This window comes from Syntrophorhabdales bacterium (assembly GCA_035541455.1).
Taxonomy (GTDB): Bacteria; Desulfobacterota; Syntrophorhabdia; order Syntrophorhabdales; family WCHB1-27; genus JADGQN01.
On sequence record DATKNH010000021.1, the window covers coordinates 1 to 17,567 of the forward strand.

The window sequence follows — 17,567 nt, forward strand, 5'->3', positions numbered from 1 at the left end:
GAAGGTCTTCAATCTTTACAGAGATATGGGCCTTTCAAATCTCTACTCGTACGATGACCTGAAAAAATGCGATCTCATCATCATCGCCGGTGCAAACCTGCTCTCCAATAACCATCTATTGGCAAATAAGGTGCGCGAGGCGTTCAAATTGAACGGAGCGCGTATCATTGTGGTGGACCCCAGCCCGACAGCGGTCACGAGAATTGCTGACGCACACCTTGCAGTGGCGCCGGGTAGGGATGCTCTGCTCTTCAATAGCTTCGCGCTCCGCCTCGTTGAAGAACGAAAGTATGCTCCTGAAGCAGGGCTCGTGGAGGGTTTCGCGGGATTCACTGCCATGCTTGAGCGGTGGAAAATAGGGCTTACGGAACAGCATAGTGGCGTGGCGGAAAGGGAGTTTGAAAAGGCATATCGCCTTATCCGTGATTCAGAAAGTGTGGGAATCATATTCGGCTCCGGCATTACTTCCTCCGCGGATGCGCTTTCGACACTCCTTAACTTCGGACTTCTCAAGGGCGTGCCCGCAAAAGGGGCCATGATGTCCGTGGCCTGCGAGGCAAATGCGTCAGGCGCTGCCGGGATTCTAAACGGGAGTCTCCTTGCCCCTGAGGAGCTTCTCAAGAGCGACGATATGAAGGGATTCTGCATCTATGAGGACGATCCTTTCCACTACTTGAATGGTCGGTTTGTGAAGGAGAGGCTCTCGGATAAAGAGTTCCTGCTCGTTGCGGACGCAATGACGACGTCAGTCGTGGACCTCGCCCACCTTACTGTCCCCACCGGTACTTTCGCAGAAAAGTCTGGTACCTTCGTTGCCCAGGACGGATACGTCCGCACGCTGAACAAGGCCATGAGAAAGGGGCCAGGAGGATTCGAATTCCTGCAGGCTTTGCTCGAGAAACTTGGCGGGACAGCCTACAAGGACGTCCACGCGGTTACAGAGAAGATGAGAACGGAAAAGATCCTGGAGTCTATGGAGCCGGGCAAGGAAGGGCTCGCCTGCCAAGGCTCAGGACCGAAATTCGTGAGCCATGACATGAGCCATGAATTGAGGATTACAGCCGCGCCTGATAAAGCTTACAAACTGATCCTGAGGGATGTATTCTCCAACCATCATCTTTATGGTAAAGACATTTACTCCAAAGGGGTGGCCATGGCTTACACGGCTCCCGGCTATCCTGTATCTGAAGACAAGCTCTTTATCTCGCCTGAGGATGCACAGAAGCTGGGAGTTGAGGAGCACGGGCACGTTGTGATCGAATCTGCTGAGGGCTCTGTGGTAAAGGCCGTATCGATAAAGAAAGGATTGAGGCAGGGCGTACTGGAATACGTTCTGTTCAAGGAGAGAGCGGCTGCCCTCGGGCTCTCCAGCCGGATGCAAGAAGTTTTGGACGTGACGGTAAAAAAGGGTTAAGTCATGGAAACACTCTTTTTCGTGGTAGTGACGGCAGTGAAGAATATCCTGGTGATATCTCTTCTTCTGCTTTTTGTCGCTTACATGACCCTCATAGAGAGGAAGGTGCTCGGCCGCGTCCAGGTTAGATTCGGGCCCAACAGGGTAGGGCCCTTTGGTCTCCTGCAGCCTATCGCTGACGGCATCAAATCATTCACCAAAGAAGATCTCGTGCCGGCCCAGGCGGACAAACCGGTCTTTATTATCGCTCCCGCCATTTGTATATTTACTGCCCTCTGCATGTTTGCCGTCGTGCCGTTCGGCCCGTCGTTCGAACTTCTCGGCAGGCAGGTGAAACTCGTCGTTGCTGATGTGGACATCGGTCTCCTCTATGTCTTTGCTATGGCAACGCTCGGTGAGTACGGGGTGGTGCTCGGTGGCTGGTCATCAGGAAACAAGTACGGCGTACTCGGATCGCTCCGTGCCGCGGCGCAGATGATCAGCTACGAAGTCTCGCTGGGCTTGATTGTGATCGGAACCCTTATCCTTGCGGGATCGCTGAGGCTGACAGACATCGTCGAAGCCCAGCGCCATGTCTGGTATATCTGTTACCAACCTTTCGCGTTTATCCTGTACCTCGTTGCGGGGCTCGCGGAGATTAACAGGACGCCGTTCGATATGCCGGAGGCTGAAAGCGAACTGGCGTGCGGCTTCAACATTGAATACTCGAGCATCAAGTTCGCGCTCTTTTTCATGGCGGAATACGCCCACATGATCACAGTGGCGGGGGTTGCAACAACGCTTTTCCTTGGCGGGTGGCTGGGTCCGGGTCCGGCATTTCTTGGACCATTTTGGTTCCTAGTCAAGGTACTCGCCATCCTTTTCTTTTTTGTATGGGAACGGGGCACCTTCCCACGTATGCGCTACGATCACATCATGAAGTTCGGCTGGAAGATTCTCTTTCCGCTGGCGCTTGCAAACGTTGTCGTGACTGCCTTTGTGGTTGCGCTGAGGTAACGGGGATGGCCTATATTTTTCCATTGCTTAAAGGTCTGAGACTCACACTCCGAAGATTTTTTTCGCGACCGATTACCATCCAGTATCCCGAGCAGAAAAAGCCCATGCCGCCCCGCTGGAGGGGCATGCACTATTTTGACAAGGATGACAAAGGGGAGACGACCTGCGTGGCGTGCGGCTTATGCGTGGCTATTTGTCCTTCCCGTTGTATCAGCCTGGAAATAGGCGAGCGGCAGGACGGAACACGATATCCCCTGCGGTACGAAATTGACTCCCTGCGCTGTATATACTGCGGTTACTGCCAGGAAGCCTGCCCGGTGAACGCAATAAGGCTGGGTGGGGGTTACGAATACGTTCACTACGGCAGGGAAGATTTTGTATTGGATAAGGCCAGGCTTCTCGCCATGTACGAGCCAGAGCACAAGGCCGCCAAAAGCGCTGCCTCCGAGGTTAAGAAATGATCGCCAACGCGTTCAGCTGGCTTGTCTTTATCGCTGCGGGGCTCGTTGCGATCGTGGCATCCCTGCTCATGGTAACGCGCCGCAATCCAGTGCACAGCGCCCTCTGGCTGATTGTCGCGTTCTTCTCGGTGGCCATTATCTACCTTAGCCTTAACGCGCAGTTCATAGCGGTCGCACAGGTGATTGTATACGCAGGTGCGATCATGATGCTGATTCTCTTCGTGATCATGCTGATCCATCTCGAGGCGGAGCAGGAACTGACCGGCAAGATAACGGGCGCGAAGATCATAGCTTCTTTCATCACGATCATCCTTTTCCTTGAAATCGTGGCTGCCGTTCTCTCCTTCGGTGTGATGACGGGGAACAAGGGCCCGTTCACACCTGAAATGCTCGCCGGTTTTGGAAACGTCAGGTCAGTGGGAATGGTGCTTTACGGAAAGTATATGTTCCCCTTCGAGATCGCATCGATCCTGCTTCTTATCGGCATAGTCGGTGCTGTCATCCTGTCCAAACGGAGGAAAGAGTAGATGCCTACGCTGCCTGAAGTACCGCCGAGCCTCTATTTTGTGCTCAGCGCAATCCTGTTCACGATTGGCACCATCGGCGTGATCACGAGAAGGAACGCCATCATCGTCTTCATGTGCCTGGAACTGATGCTGAACGGCGTTAACCTTGCCTTCATTGCAGCGGGCAGTGCGCTCAACTCCTTGGACGGTGTTGTCTTCGTCTTTTTTGTAATGACCGTTGCAGCGGCTGAGGCTGCGGTCGGGCTTGCGATATTCGTGCTGATCTTCCGTTTAAGAGGTAGTGTTAATCTGGATCAGATAAATCTGCTTAAAGGATAGCTATGAAGGCAAATCCCAAATTCCAATTTCCAAATTACAAAGAGGGCTTCCGCACTTCCCGCTCTGTCTTGATTGAAATTTGGTGCCTGGAAATTGGATCTTGGTGTTAGATATGGCTGACTACATCTGGCTGATACCTGTATTTCCGGCGGTCGGGTTTCTCATCAATGGGTTCCTGGGCAAGAAGCTGCCTAAAGCAGTGGTCTCCTGGGTTGCCTGCCTTTCTCTTTTTGCCTCTTTCGTTGTGTCCGTCACGATACTCTTCCAGTTCTTTCAGCTCCCGCCTGAAGAACGTATCTTTGAACGCAATATTTTCAACTGGATCACTGCCGGAGAATTCAATGCGACGGTCGGCTTCAGGATCGATCCACTCTCCATCATCATGTGCCTGGTGGTGACGGGCGTTGGCTTCCTGATCCACGTCTATTCTGTGGGATACATGCACGACGACGAGGGCTACCCGCGCTATTTCACCTACCTCAACCTCTTCGTCTTCATGATGCTCATCCTTGTGACTGCGAACAACATCCTTCTCATGTTCGTTGGCTGGGAAGGTGTGGGCCTCTGCTCGTATCTGCTTATCGGCTTCTGGTTCCGCAAGGATTCCGCGTCGAACGCCGGGAAGAAGGCCTTCATTGTCAACAGGATTGGCGACTACGGTTTTCTGCTCGGCATCTTCCTGCTCTTTGTGACGTTGGGCGCTCACGGCGTGTGGACGCTCAACTATGGGGAGATACAGAAGAACGCTCACCTGCTCGGGGCATCGGCCGCCACGTTGATCACGCTCCTTTTCTTCATCGGTGCTACCGGCAAGTCGGCGCAGTTGCCTCTCTACGTCTGGCTGCCAGATGCCATGGAAGGCCCGACCCCGGTCAGCTCTCTCATCCACGCAGCCACCATGGTCACGGCCGGCGTCTATATGGTTGCGCGGCTCAATTTCATTTATACGCTGGCACCGCAGATTATGATTCTGGTGGCGCTGGTCGGTGCCCTCACTGCCATCTTTTCCGCATCCATCGGCTTTGCCCAGAACGACATAAAACGAGTGCTCGCCTATTCAACGGTGAGCCAGCTCGGCTTTATGTTCATCGGTGTGGGTGTTGGAGCTTACGCCGCTGGTATCTTTCACCTGATGACCCACGCCTTCTTCAAAGGCCTTCTCTTCCTCGGTGCAGGGAGCGTCATTCATGCGATGAGCGGTGAACAGGATATGCGGAAGATGGGCGGTCTCAGAAAGAAGATCCCGATTACATACTGGACCTTTGTCTTTGCCTGCATCGCCATTGCGGGCGTGCCGGGATTTTCGGGCTTCTTCAGCAAGGACGAGATACTCTGGCGAGCGTTCAGCGCAGGCGGTGCCTACCGGATTGTCTGGGTGATTGCCGCAGTAACCGCGGGCATGACGGCATTCTACATGTTCAGGCTCCTCTTCGGCACATTTCATGGAGAGTGCAGGGCATCAGAGGACGTCAAACACCACATCCATGAGTCACCCAGAGTGATGACGATACCTCTAATGATCCTCGCAGTCCTATCTGTCATCGGCGGCTATGTGGGCGTGCCACATATCATCGGCGGTTCAAACCTGATTGAGAGATGGCTCGAACCGGTATTCGGCGGGGCAGGGGAACACGCCGCCGGCGCGGCACACGCCGGAGGCCTGAACCTCATCAGCCAGGCATTCGCGTCGTCGGGAGGCGCTGAAGAGGGATCGGCGGAAATGACCCTGATGATCCTCTCGGTCGTGGTCGCGTTCATCGGCATCTATATTGCGTACGTGCTCTACATAAAGAACCCGGAATTGCCCAAGCGCTTCGTGGCAAGGTTCTCCGGGCTGCACCGGGTTGTCTATAACAAGTATTTCGTAGATGAAATTTACGGGGCAACCGTGGTGAGCTTCATCAGGGGGCTTGCCATCGGATTCAAGAGTTTCGTGGATGAGATAGTCATCGATGGCACCATCAACGGCGTGGCAGCTTTCCTGGGATGGTGTGGCAGCCTGTTGCGGCAGGTGCAGGCGGGCTACGTGCAGGGCTATGCCTTCGCGATGATCGTGGGAGCCATCGTTGTGATCGGTTACCTCGTTGTGCGAGTGATGATGTAAGGGAGTGTCTATGGGCGCTGGTTGCTTTCCCGTTTTGAGCGTACTGATCTATGTTCCTTTGCTTGGCGCACTCATCCTGCTCTTCGTGCGCCGGGAACATACGACCTATATAAAGGGGCTTACGCTCGTCTTCTCGTTGATCGAGTTCGCCCTCTCGATACCCCTCTATTTCTATTTTGACGATAAGCAAGTGGGTATGCAGTTTGTGGAGAGGGCTAGCTGGTTCCCGGAATGGGGTATCTCCTATCTTCTGGGCATCGACGGTATCAGCCTGCTGCTCATTCTGCTTACCACCTTCCTCACGGTGCTCTGCGTACTCTGCTCGTGGCGGGCCATCGAGACCAGGGTCAAGGAATATTACATCACCTTCCTCTTCTTAGAGACAGCCATGGTCGGTACGCTCTGCGCTCTGGACCTAGTGCTCTTCTATATATTCTGGGAGCTGATGCTCATCCCCATGTACCTGCTGATCGGCGTGTGGGGAGGCCCGAAACGGGTATACGCCGCAATCAAGTTCTTCCTCTTTACCATGGCAGGCAGCGTGCTTATGCTGCTCGCTATTTTTGCCCTCTATTTTCAGTTCTACAAGACTACAGGCGCGTACACCTTTGACGTGCTTCAGCTCTACAACGCGCACATCCCGACTAATTTACAGTACTGGCTCTTTGCAGCTTTTGCGCTCTCCTTTGCCATAAAGGTTCCCATGTTCCCCGTGCATACCTGGCTGCCCGATGCGCACACGGAAGCACCGACGGCAGGCAGCGTGATCCTGGCCGGGGTGCTTTTGAAGATGGGGACATATGGTTTTCTGAGGTTTGCCATCCCACTTTTCCCGGCGGCCGCGCACGCTGCAATACCCCTCATCTCCATCCTTGCGATCATAGGCATCGTCTACGGGGCCCTGGTGAGCATGATGCAGCCTGACCTGAAGCGGCTCATAGCGTTCTCCAGCGTGAGCCACCTCGGCTATGTAATGCTCGGCATGTTTGCCTTCAACATGCAGGGAGTGGAGGGAAGCATTTACCAGATGCTCAACCACGGCGTCAGCACCGGCGGACTCTTTCTTATAGTGGGCATGCTCTACGAGAGGAGGCATACAAGGATGATCGCTGACTTCGGCGGTTTATCCACACCCATGCCCATTTTTGCGATCTTCTTCATGATCGTGACGCTCTCGTCTGTGGCACTGCCCGGCACCAACGGGTTTGTCGGCGAGTTCCTCATCCTCCTGGGTGCGTTCCGCGCGAACATGCTCTATGGCATCATCGCGACGACCGGCGTGGTCCTGGGGGCTGTCTACATGTTGTGGATGTTCCAGCGAGTGATGTTCGGGGAAGTGAAGAAAGAGGAGAACAGGAAGTTGAGAGATCTGGGCAAGAGAGAGGTGCTCATCCTCTGCTCGATCGTCTTCTTCATAGTTCTCATGGGCGTATATCCAAAGATGTTTTTCAAGAAGATGGACACGTCGGTCGAAGGCTTTCTGCAATTCGTGAAGCAGAGAAACGCATACTACATGGCTTACGAGGGCTCTCCCGTGAAGGTCGTCCTCGATATAACCGGGACACCTGGCGGCTCACCCGGGAAGCCTGCGGAATAGGGACCTCTTTATGGACTTGATGCAGCTATTCTCGCCTTTCCGGTGGCTGATGCCGGAACTTGTTGTCACCGTCTGCGCCCTGCTGGCGCTCATAATAGAGGCCTTTCGCAAGGGCAAAGGGGCAAGCCTTGCTTCCGGCATTGTCTGCCTTGCCGGTTCCGTCATAGCTCTTTATTATATGCGCTGCCTCTGGAATCAGAATATTCAGCTTTTTAACGGCCTTTACGTCATTGACGGGTTCGGCACATTCTTCAAGTTTATCTTTCTGACCATTCTCTTTTTGATCTCGATCATCTCGCTTGCTTACGCAGCCCGGGAGGGGATCGGTTTCGGCGAATACTACGCGCTGCTTCTGCTCGGCGTGCTCGGCATGATGGTGATGGTTTCTTCAAACAACTTCGTCACCATCTTCATCGGGCTTGAGGTGATGTCTCTCGCAATTTATGTGTTGTGCGGATTGGTCACAGGCAACCTGAAGTCGGTGGAGGCGTCCCTTAAGTACTTTATGCTGGGTGCCTTTGCGACCGCCTTCCTCCTCTATGGCATTGCGCTCACCTACGCCTCTTCAGGAACCATCGATGTAAAACAGCTGGCGTATTTTATCAAGGAAGATTGCTTTGATATCACACCCGCTTTCTTCTGCGGCATGGCCCTGCTGATCGTCGGCTTCGGCTTCAAGATCGCGTCGGTCCCGTTCCATATGTGGACGCCTGACGTCTACGAAGGCGCGCCCACGTCGATCACTGCGTACATGGCTACAGGCGTCAAGGCAGCTGCGTTCGGTGCATTCTTGCGGGTCTTCTACACGGGTTTTCTCCCTTTCATCGACGACTGGTCCGCGATCCTGTGGTTCATAGCGGTGCTGACCATGATCGTAGGAAACGTGATAGCCCTCGTCCAGAACAATATCAAGCGGCTACTCGCTTACTCCAGCATCGCTCACGCCGGATACATCCTCGTTGCGTTTGTGACCGGGGACAAGGTCCTCTCGTCGAGCATACTCTTTTACCTCATGGTTTATGCGTTCATGAACATAGGCGCCTTCTCGGTGGTGATGCTGCTGGGCAGGAAAGGGGAGCCGAATGAGGATATTGAGAGCTACGCGGGTCTTGCCGGGCGCCACCCCTTCGTCGCGCTCTGCATGTCCATTTTTCTGCTTTCTCTTACGGGTATTCCCCCGCTCGCCGGCTTCGCAGGCAAGTTCTATATTTTCAGTGCTGCGATCAAGTCTCACTATTACTGGCTTGCCGTAATCGGCGTGCTCAACAGTGTGGTAGCAGCTTATTATTACCTCAGGGTCTTGATGTACATGTATTTCAAGGAACCTGAGCGGGAACTCGGCGCAATCGACCTTTCCCCCGCCTATGTTGTTGTGATACTCATCAGCATAGCTGCACTGCTGTATATGGGGATACTTCCCAGAGACATGCTTTTGCTGGCGCAGAAATCCGTGAGTATCTTCTAACCACCAGGCCCTCTTTCGCGTCTAACATCGTTATCCAGGTCTGACCCTGTGTTTGTGCCGGGTACCCGCGCGCGACCAAAGCCTTCACCCGCGGGTGGCCCCCAGGGTACGCCTGCGGAGTCCAAGCGTCGGCGCGCCTCCTTATCCATCGAAATATGACCTGGCATCTAACCCCCGTACTCATGAAGAGCGACGCCAACGGCCCACGGCGAGATACTTGAGCGCTACACAGGTGGGAACATCCTAATCATTGACGAAGTTCGCGGGCTACCTTACTACTATGTTTCGCCATGTCATGCCTGTGAAAGTGGGTCTATTGAGAAGTCGGCCGTTAGGAAGAAGTAGCTGCTTTTAAACCGCACAGCAATTTGATGGAGCCGACTCCTTACAGTCGCGGTTCATCATAGCGTTGGAACCAGAAAGATCACAGAGAACCAATTGCGTTCTTGGTATATGTGAGGTATAATTTATATACCATGGAGTTTGAATTCGACCCGGAAAAGAGTGCTCAGAACAGGAAGAAACAGGGGATCGACTTCTACGAAGCGCAAGCGTTATGGGATGACGCCGACTTTATTGAGATTCCGGCTAAGACTGTTGACGAACCCAGATTTATGGTTATCGGAAAAATCGCAGCTGTGCATTGGTCAGGAGTCATAACCTATAGAGGTGATGTCGTGCGGATAATCTCCGCACGGAGATCCCACAAAGAGGAGATTGCCATTTATGAAGACTAAGGAGTTCGATAAAAAGTTTGATGAAGGTGAGGACGTTTCGCGGTACCTTGACATTTCAAAGGCCAGGAGACCAGTCCAGGAACAAAAGCGCGTCAATGTCGATTTTCCAGTATGGATGATTCAGCTCTTGGATAAGGAGGCGAAACGTTTAGGTGTGCCTAGACAGGCTATCATCAAACTATGGGTTGCAGAGAGGCTGAAAAAGGCATCTTAAGTGACCGCGTTCCAACAAGTCATCGCAGCCGACCCGGAAGAATGGTCAGCTCTTTGATAAGCACTACACGTCGCCGGTCGGCTGAATTCTGTTGTGCTGACACAGAATAAAGGAGTACGAATATGAAACGAGTATTTGAACAAAAGACTCTTCTTTGTCTTCCTTGGGCGCAGACCATTCTTGGAACACATGTCAATGGGAAAGTAAACTTCATGGCGCTGGCCTGGTTAACCCGCGTCAACATTACTCCGCCAATGTTAGGCATATGCGTGAACAAGAACCATGCTTCCCATGGAGCAATTATTGATACGGGGGAATTCAGCGTTAATCTTCCAACGGCAGCAATGATCGAAAAAACAGATTACGCCGGACTGGTTTCCGGTAAACATGTTAACAAATCGGATTTATTTCAAGTGTTTTACGGTGAACTCAAATCGGCCCCTATGATTTCCGAGTGCCCGCTAACAATAGAATGCAAACTCTCACAGACAGTCAGTCTCCCTACGCATTCCTTTTTTATTGCGGAAATCATCAACATATACACCGAAGATGAATTTCTGTCGGAAGGCAAGCCGGACATGATGAAAATTAGACCGTTCCTCTTGACCATGCCTGATAATAATTACTGGGCCCTTGGTGAGAATCTTGGAAAGGCTTGGACCGCTGGCAAAAAATTTCGAACAACAACAAGTTGAGGCATACCTGTCGATGCAGCTCGAGTATTACCTTATGAGTGAGAACGGCGATTGCATCGCCGGGATTCTGAACAAGAGAGAATGAAAGGGAGTGTCAGAATGAGCGATGTCATAGGAATTGCTTGGTTCAAGGACGAGGCTACGTATCGAAGGGCGCGTGCGATCTTTGCCGATCCCGAGAATATGCCTGCCACTTTTCACGAGTGGAAAGATATTGTTCGAAGGGAATGCGAATTGATCAAGAGTACTGGCAATATCGCTATTCGCGCAGACATCGACCCGGAAACGTTCACCGACTGGTGCGTCTCCCATGGACATAAACCTGATTCAATGGGGAGAATCGCATTCGTGAGCCATGTCGAGCTTGAGTATCGGAAGACAGGCAAGGGGACGATCATTGAATAGGCCGTGGAGTTTGTCCTTTAGAGCCGAAGGATCGTAGGCGTCAGCCCTTGGTTCAGCTTTGCATTAAGGTACAGCAAGCATGCAGGACGAGTTGAGCAGATGTACTGAACTGATGGACAGGATGCTTGAATCTCCGGGAGAACTGGATGAACTGATAAAAGACTTTCAACAAATCGTCTGGAGCACTGCTGATGACGAAGAAGGCAAGGCGTGGAGCATAATGAGGAACCTGGCGTATGATCTGGATCTCTATGAGTCAGATCCGGTTCGTAGAGCGCGGGACTATTCATTCTATGACAGCTCCAGAGCCCTGAAGGAAATAAGGGAAGCAAAAGGGAAGCTGAAACAATTGAAGGCAATATAATAAACCAGAAACGCCAACAACGTGATCGCGCAGACACCTCGCAGTCGTCCCACGTCCACGGCGTTGGCTCAGTGGGGCGACTCGCATGTCTATGCTGAAATCGACGGGATTAAAGTGGCTCAAGAGTTTTCACCTGGTTGCAGTTTCGTGCTGGGTAGGGGGTGCTGTTTCTTTGATATTGCTCTATTTCCTGAAAGGGGGAGTAACGGATGGCGGGGTTCTGTACGGGATCAATCAAAGCATTCATCATGTCGATAAACTGGTGGTAGTGATTCCTGGAGCATTTGGCTGCCTTGTTACCGGCGTGCTCTATTCTTCGTTCAGTAATTGGGGGTTCTTCAAGCACCCATGGATGATATGGAAATGGTTTGTTACGATATCTGCAATTGTATTCGGCACATTTTTCCTTGGACCGTGGGAAACAACCATGATGCAGATCTCCGGAAGGCTGGGGCAGGCATCATTGAGTGACGAGGCCTACCTCTACAACGAGAGTATGAATATTATGTTTGGCACGGTCCAAGTTCTGGTACTCCTGGTTACGATATTTATTTCCACGTTCAAACCATGGAAACCAAAGAAGACAAGAAGCGATGGAACATCAGGGAGCAAATAGGTGTCGTCATGGCAAAGCACTCACATGATTTTGTAGAGACGTTCGACGGGATCGTGGCCTACGGTCTGGACCGGGCAACCGATGAGAATACGGTCCAACTCTATTTGCAGAAATTTTCGGATGATGCGTTAATGAAGATTCTTCTCAAGCGCATGACGGATGAGGATCTGGCCGAGGTGTTTGATATTATCTGCAAGATGCTCAAGAAACACCTGACAGAGCCGGAATACCATCAATTATTCCTCAAAGACGACAAGCAATAGATTCCCACGGGCAACTAAACGTATCACCTGATTTCCGAGATAGGCGCTTCCTGCATCCACAGTTCATGCATGGATCGATAGAGTTCCTCGCTCACAGACACCTTGTAGGGCGTCGGGTTCACTGCTCTGAGGTGATCCGGCCGCATCATAGAAATCTGATCGATTACGTACTGACGGATCGCATCAAGAGAAGGGAAGGCGAACACCTGACGGCCGTCCCAAACACAGGTATGCAGGCGCACCACGCTCTTCGGTATCACATACGCCCGTTTCGCTTCACTCAGCGGATGACGGCACAGAATCCTTTCGCCCGCTGGAGGAGGCTCTGTTCCCGCTTCTACCATCAGGTCTATGACCGGGTGACGGTTGTCGCCCACGAGCCTGTAAACCTCTTTGCGGCCGGGAATCGTCATCTTGTCCGGTTCATCAGAAAGCTTGATCCTGGGTTGTCCGTTTACTGCGACGAGTTTATATACGCAGCCAAGTGCGGGCTGTGCCCGACACGTCACCAGATGAGTGCCGATGCCGAACATGTCTATCTCGTGCCCCTGTTGGACGAGAGAATAGAGGATCGATTCATCGATATCATTACTTGCCAGGATGGAGAGTGCACCGAAAGATTCCAGTGAAAACCTTTTGGCTATCTTTCGAAGCAATTTTCTGCTTTCCTTTGAGAAGTAGGCAAGGTCGCCCGAATCAAGCCTGATGCCTATTGGGTTGTAGCCAATCTGGAGGAGGGCGAGAGCCACGCATATAAAGTTGGGCACGCCGGACGCAAGCGTGTTGTAGGTGTCCACAAGCGCAAGGAAACTCGCGGGAAACGCCTGTGCGTACGAAATAAATGCAGCCAGTTCCCCATCGTTGGTATGATCGTAACCCAGTTTTCGGCGATACTCGAGCACGAGGTCGAGGAAATTATGCACCTCTCCATCGGGTCCCGCGAGGTGAGGGTTAGTGATCTCGTCAAGTCCGAAGAAGGCGGTCACGTACGAGTGTGCCATGGTGCCTTTTGTGGGAAGGCCGAACATTTGACCGGCCCGGACGTTGCTCGTTCCGTTAAAACCGCCGACGTAACTGTAACGTGAAGCGGAGATAGCACCATCCGGTCCCTGTGCCCTGCGGAGACCGAATTCAACCAGCCCTTTGTCTTTACCCGCAGCCAGCTTGAAGCGAGCCGCATTGGTTGCTATCAGACTGGGAAAGCTTGTCAGGTTTAGCAACGTGGTTTCCTGCATCTGGGCGATAGCCAGCGGCCCCTCCACCCGTATGAGCGGAATGCGGGGGAAGACGATGGTGCCTTCCGGAACCGCATATATTTTCAGCTCAGAGCAATCGATATTTTTGAGCCAGTCAAAGAAACCAGACTCGCAATGATGCATGGGACCGGCCACCTGGATATCCTCTTCCGGATAGGGTACGGGTTGCCACTTTTCCCCGGACCATGGGTCATGAGTCAGTTCCTCAAATCCGTCCGAGGTCTTCCTGATGAAGCCATTTTTTATGCCTGCTTCAAAGTCGAGTTGCAATTCCTCCTTTCTGCGCACGGTGCCTTCGCGCAGGAAGTTTATATCTGCGTCCGTAAACTTGTATGCGTGGAGAGATCGTACGACCTCTTCGAGCCCGGCAAAAATAGTGAATTCACCGCCGAAGGGGTTCCTTCTGAAAAAAAGATCGAAGACCGCCCCATCTTTTTCCTTGCCTTTTTTCCAATACCCATAGGCCATAGTGAGTTCGTACAGGTCAGTGAGCATCGGACCAACGAAAGAGTTTGAAGGCTTCACCGTTTTCTCCTTTTCACGTCTGTCCCATAGACATACCTGCTGATCAAAGATACCGGCCTCACGGCCTCATCAGGCATTATTATATATCTTTTTGATTATAATGTGGGCCTGATGTGAGCGGAGCAGGAGAATCATCTTGAGCTTGTCCCGGATTCGTGCGATAGTAGAGGGATCGAGCAAGGAGCTGGCAACAAATACGTTAGGAGGTAGGAGCGGTGTTCAAGGTGCGGTGTAAACTTATGAGGTTTGAGAAGGATGAGACGAAGCATGCCTGTCATTTCAACTACAAGGTTGGAGACGAGTTCTTTTATGATGGCGTATATTTCACCGGAAGGATATGCCCGGGTCTTCTTGCGTCAATGATGCCGATCATCTGGAATACCTATCTTGTCGGTAACAAGCATGGTGAAAGCACGTTCTATCGGTATCGCGGCCGTGACACGAGAGATGCCGCAATGAAGAAGTACGACGGGGTGGGATTCCGTCCCCTGCGCTCATCGCCGGAATCTGAGGCAGAAAACCCGGAAGAAGCGTTCTGCTGGTATGACGAAAAAACAGGAAGATCCAAAGGCGCTCATTTTCTGTGTGCCGACGATCGCATCCTTGCCCACTTCAAGTGCGAGCCCGTCGACCTGAGCGACAGCGAATATGCGCAGCCTTTCTACCGGCGAAGCATCGCTGTGCTGGAAAAGATTGAGGCGGAGCCTGGTATCAGGACCGATGAGGTGCTGGACAGGTTCACGCAGTTCGAGAGGGAAGAGATAGCGCCTGTCCTTACCTCGGTCTTCCTGCACGTGCTGCTGGAAGCACTCGAGGACGTGAAGTACATTGATGTGCGCGACGGCAGAGCCTACCCGACAGGAAAGGAACCGCCGAGCAGGCCTAAGATCGGATAAAAGATCAGTGCTCTTTTTTCAGCTTTTCGATAAACTCCGGCACAGGTATGGCCGCGAGCGTTGTTATGTGAACTGTTCCCCTCGCACCCAGCTCCATTGAGACTCTGGCTATAACCTCGTTATTTGGCGCCTCGATCACGTTGACGAAGTCGTAGGGCCCCAGAAGCGCGTACTGGGCATGGACCTTGGCGCCCATCCTTTCTATTTCCTTGTTCACTTCAAGAATCCTTTCGGGATTCTTTTTTATGGTCTTTCTGCCCTCGTCTGTCAGATTGCTTATCATGATGTAGAGTCCCATGCTCGCTCCTCCCTGCCTCATTCTAGTATAATTTTTTTAAAGTCAAAGAATTTCTAGTGCGCTTGAATAATAGTTCCGCCTCCAAGCACCGTATCACCCTCGTATAATACCACAGACTGGCCGGGTGTTATAGCTGAAACAGCGTTATCGAACGTAACTTCGAGTCGGCCCTTGCTCAGCCTGTACGTACAGGGCTCCTCGTTCTGGCGATAGCGAACTTTCGCATGCGCCCTGCCGGAAGGAATATCGGTGAGCATATTCACCTGGTCCGCCTCGAGAGAGCTTCGGCGTAAATGTTCTTTTGTCCCCACGATAAGCGAATTGTCTTCGGCTCTTATTTCCACTACGTACAGGGGCTCTGTAAAAGGGATATTCAGCCCTCGGCGCTGACCTACGGTATACAGGTGAATCCCCTCATGAAAGCCCAGTCGCCTGCCGTCGGTGAAGAATATGCTGCCTTTCTTAAGAGAGACATAGCTGCTCATGAAGCCTCTGTAGTCACTCTCCGGAATAAAGCAGATATCCTGGCTTTCCCTTGTCTTCGTGGGGTCTATCGCCGAACCGGTCATACTCAGACGGACTTCTTTTTTTGTCCAGCCGGACAAGGGAAAAAGGAGTGAGGCCAGCCGGTGTCGTTCGATGGGGTAGAGGAAATAGGACTGGTCCTTTGCTCTGTCCTTTCCTTTCTTGAGGAGCCAGCCCGCATTCGACTGTTCGATGGCCGCGTAGTGTCCTGTGGCTACAGCATCAGCTCCCAGCGCCAATGCCATCCCCATGAAACGCGAGAACTTTATGTGCTGATTGCAGAGTATGCAAGGATTGGGAGTCCTCCCGGAGCGGTACTCAGTTATAAATTTCCCCATCACCGATTCCTCGAATTCCTGCCGCAGATTTATCACATAATGGGGGATCGACAGGTCGTCGGCGACTTTTCGGGCCCTGTTTGTTGTCTCAATGGAGCAACATGCCTTGGGATTCCGCACGTTAGTCACTGTTTTCGGGAGCAGGGCAAATGTAACCCCGATGACCCTGTATCCCTGTTGCTTCAGGAGGTAAGCTGAAAAGGAACTGTCGAGCCCACCGCTCATGGCAAGAAAAACGGTCTTCATCCGATAATAGTATCATGGCCCGGTATGGATTGAAAGTTGCATAAAATTATAGTATTATCACCAGATACCAAGGAGGCTGTGCATGCGAACGAAACTAAAGTTTTCGGTAATCATCCTCTTAGTCGGCGTATTCTTTCTCGGGTTCGTAGTCGGTGCCCAAGACAAGAAGCCGGCCAGAGGTGCAGAAAATAAAGAAATATACGAATACCTGAAAACTTTTTCTGACGTTATAGACCTGGTCAAGAAAAACTATGTGGATAAGACGCAGGACCGGGAACTCGTCTACGCAGCCATAAAGGGTGTTTTGGAATCGCTTGACCCGCACTCCTCCTTTTTAACGCCTGATATGTATAAAGAGATGCAGACCGAAACCAAGGGCGAATTCGGCGGCATCGGCATAGAAATCACGATAAAAGACGGATTTCCAACCGTAATCACGGCGATAGAGGACACTCCAGCTTACAAGGCAGGGTTGAAGCCCGGTGACCAGATTATCCGGATCGATGGCAAGCCTACCAAGGGCATGGGACTGGTTGATGTAGTGAAGCTTATTCGAGGCCAGAAGGGTAAGCCGGTGGCATTGACTATTATGAGGGAAGGTTTCACGGCACCCAAGGACTATCAGGTCGTACGGGACATCATTGTAGTGAAGAGTGTCAAATACAAGATGCTCGACAATGAGACAGGGTACGTCAGGATAACGCAGTTTCAGGAAAAGACTGCCAAGGATCTTGACCAGGCGATCAAGGAATTGCGGAAAACGGAGGGCGGAAAAAATCTCAAGGGCATTGTGCTGGATCTCAGAAATGACCCCGGAGGGCTCCTCGACCAGGCTGTGGACGTTTCCGATAAATTCATGAGCGAAGGCCTTATCACCTATATAGAGGGAAGAAAAGCGGACCAGAGAATCAAGTACTTTGCAAAGAAGAAAGATGATGACTTCATGGGGCCTCTGGTAGTCCTCGTTAATGAGGGCAGTGCAAGCGGATCAGAGATTGTGGCTGGCGCCCTGCAGGATTCCAAGCGTGCAGTAATCGTGGGCACCAAAACGTTCGGCAAAGGCTCAGTCCAGACCATCATGCCTCTGGGAGACGGCTCTGCTGTCAGGCTCACGACTGCCAGATATTATACGCCCAAGGGACGTTCCATCCAGGCTGAAGGCATAGCGCCCGACATACTTATTGAGAATGATATGACGAGGCGGCGTGACCGAATGGTGGCACCCATCAAGGAGAGAGATCTGGATAAGCACCTTGAGGGGGAAAACCAGAAGAAACCCGTCGTTACGCCTCCGCCAGCCGCCAATC

20 protein-coding genes are annotated in these 17,567 nt (G+C 52.1%); 17 read left to right on the forward strand and 3 right to left on the reverse strand.

Annotated features, from left to right (window positions below; all coding sequences use genetic code 11):
• The 15 genes from VMT71_02610 to VMT71_02680 form a co-directional block, all read left to right on the forward strand.
• Positions 1–1,414: molybdopterin-dependent oxidoreductase (locus VMT71_02610; GenBank protein ID HVN22835.1), on the forward strand; the 1,414-nt coding region annotated here is incomplete at its 5' end.
• Positions 1,415–1,417: 3 nt separating this feature from the next.
• The gene (gene nuoH / locus VMT71_02615; protein HVN22836.1) at positions 1,418–2,410 is read left to right on the forward strand and encodes an NADH-quinone oxidoreductase subunit NuoH; all 993 of its coding nucleotides are present in this window, start codon (positions 1,418–1,420) and stop codon (positions 2,408–2,410) included.
• A gap of 5 nt (positions 2,411–2,415) precedes the next feature.
• Complete coding sequence (gene nuoI, locus VMT71_02620) at positions 2,416–2,871, forward strand: NADH-quinone oxidoreductase subunit NuoI (protein HVN22837.1); 456 nt, start codon at positions 2,416–2,418, stop codon at positions 2,869–2,871.
• Positions 2,868–3,398 carry an NADH-quinone oxidoreductase subunit J gene (locus VMT71_02625; GenBank protein HVN22838.1) on the forward strand — a complete coding sequence of 177 codons (531 nt, stop codon included), beginning with the start codon at positions 2,868–2,870 and terminating at the stop codon, positions 3,396–3,398. The genes nuoI and VMT71_02625 overlap by 4 nt, the downstream gene beginning before the upstream one ends.
• Positions 3,399–3,716: an NADH-quinone oxidoreductase subunit NuoK gene (gene nuoK / locus VMT71_02630; GenBank protein ID HVN22839.1), complete on the forward strand. Its 318-nt coding sequence runs from the start codon at positions 3,399–3,401 to the stop codon at positions 3,714–3,716.
• A gap of 112 nt (positions 3,717–3,828) precedes the next feature.
• Positions 3,829–5,820: an NADH-quinone oxidoreductase subunit L gene (nuoL, locus tag VMT71_02635; protein ID HVN22840.1), complete on the forward strand. Its 1,992-nt coding sequence runs from the start codon at positions 3,829–3,831 to the stop codon at positions 5,818–5,820.
• Between the two features lie 10 nt (positions 5,821–5,830).
• The gene (locus VMT71_02640) at positions 5,831–7,417 is read left to right on the forward strand and encodes an NADH-quinone oxidoreductase subunit M (GenBank protein HVN22841.1); all 1,587 of its coding nucleotides are present in this window, start codon (positions 5,831–5,833) and stop codon (positions 7,415–7,417) included.
• A 10-nt stretch (positions 7,418–7,427) separates the two neighbouring features.
• Positions 7,428–8,882 carry an NADH-quinone oxidoreductase subunit N gene (locus VMT71_02645; GenBank protein ID HVN22842.1) on the forward strand — a complete coding sequence of 485 codons (1,455 nt, stop codon included), beginning with the start codon at positions 7,428–7,430 and terminating at the stop codon, positions 8,880–8,882.
• A 476-nt stretch (positions 8,883–9,358) separates the two neighbouring features.
• Entirely contained in the window at positions 9,359–9,619 is a 261-nt protein-coding gene (locus VMT71_02650; protein HVN22843.1) for a BrnT family toxin, read from the forward strand.
• A complete protein-coding gene (locus VMT71_02655) occupies positions 9,609–9,833 on the forward strand; it encodes a hypothetical protein (protein HVN22844.1) in 225 nt (74 codons plus the stop codon). Before VMT71_02650 ends, VMT71_02655 begins: the two co-directional genes overlap by 11 nt.
• A 122-nt stretch (positions 9,834–9,955) precedes the next feature.
• Positions 9,956–10,528, forward strand: coding sequence for a flavin reductase family protein (locus tag VMT71_02660; protein ID HVN22845.1), 573 nt, complete (start codon positions 9,956–9,958; stop codon positions 10,526–10,528).
• A 99-nt stretch (positions 10,529–10,627) separates the two neighbouring features.
• Complete coding sequence (locus VMT71_02665; protein HVN22846.1) at positions 10,628–10,933, forward strand: hypothetical protein; 306 nt, start codon at positions 10,628–10,630, stop codon at positions 10,931–10,933.
• A 91-nt stretch (positions 10,934–11,024) separates the two neighbouring features.
• The gene (locus tag VMT71_02670) at positions 11,025–11,297 is read left to right on the forward strand and encodes a hypothetical protein (GenBank protein HVN22847.1); all 273 of its coding nucleotides are present in this window, start codon (positions 11,025–11,027) and stop codon (positions 11,295–11,297) included.
• 85 nt (positions 11,298–11,382) lie between these two features.
• Complete coding sequence (locus VMT71_02675; protein ID HVN22848.1) at positions 11,383–11,913, forward strand: hypothetical protein; 531 nt, start codon at positions 11,383–11,385, stop codon at positions 11,911–11,913.
• An 8-nt stretch (positions 11,914–11,921) separates the two neighbouring features.
• The gene (locus VMT71_02680; GenBank protein ID HVN22849.1) at positions 11,922–12,176 is read left to right on the forward strand and encodes a hypothetical protein; all 255 of its coding nucleotides are present in this window, start codon (positions 11,922–11,924) and stop codon (positions 12,174–12,176) included.
• 23 nt (positions 12,177–12,199) lie between these two features.
• Here VMT71_02680 and pncB read toward each other — a convergent pair whose 3' ends face one another.
• Positions 12,200–13,957 carry a nicotinate phosphoribosyltransferase gene (gene pncB, locus VMT71_02685; GenBank protein HVN22850.1) on the reverse strand — a complete coding sequence of 586 codons (1,758 nt, stop codon included), beginning with the start codon at positions 13,955–13,957 and terminating at the stop codon, positions 12,200–12,202.
• A 215-nt stretch (positions 13,958–14,172) separates the two neighbouring features.
• Between pncB and VMT71_02690 the strand changes: the two genes are divergently transcribed.
• Positions 14,173–14,853, forward strand: a complete 681-nt coding sequence (locus VMT71_02690; protein HVN22851.1) for a hypothetical protein — start codon at positions 14,173–14,175, stop codon at positions 14,851–14,853.
• A gap of 4 nt (positions 14,854–14,857) precedes the next feature.
• On the opposite strand, the gene VMT71_02695 is transcribed toward VMT71_02690, so the two are convergent.
• Complete coding sequence (locus tag VMT71_02695) at positions 14,858–15,151, reverse strand: GYD domain-containing protein (protein ID HVN22852.1); 294 nt, start codon at positions 15,149–15,151, stop codon at positions 14,858–14,860.
• Between the two features lie 53 nt (positions 15,152–15,204).
• Complete coding sequence (mnmA, locus tag VMT71_02700) at positions 15,205–16,260, reverse strand: tRNA 2-thiouridine(34) synthase MnmA (GenBank protein ID HVN22853.1); 1,056 nt, start codon at positions 16,258–16,260, stop codon at positions 15,205–15,207.
• Between the two features lie 82 nt (positions 16,261–16,342).
• Between mnmA and VMT71_02705 the strand changes: the two genes are divergently transcribed.
• A partial coding sequence (locus VMT71_02705) for a S41 family peptidase (GenBank protein ID HVN22854.1) occupies positions 16,343–17,567 on the forward strand: 1,225 nt, incomplete at its 3' end.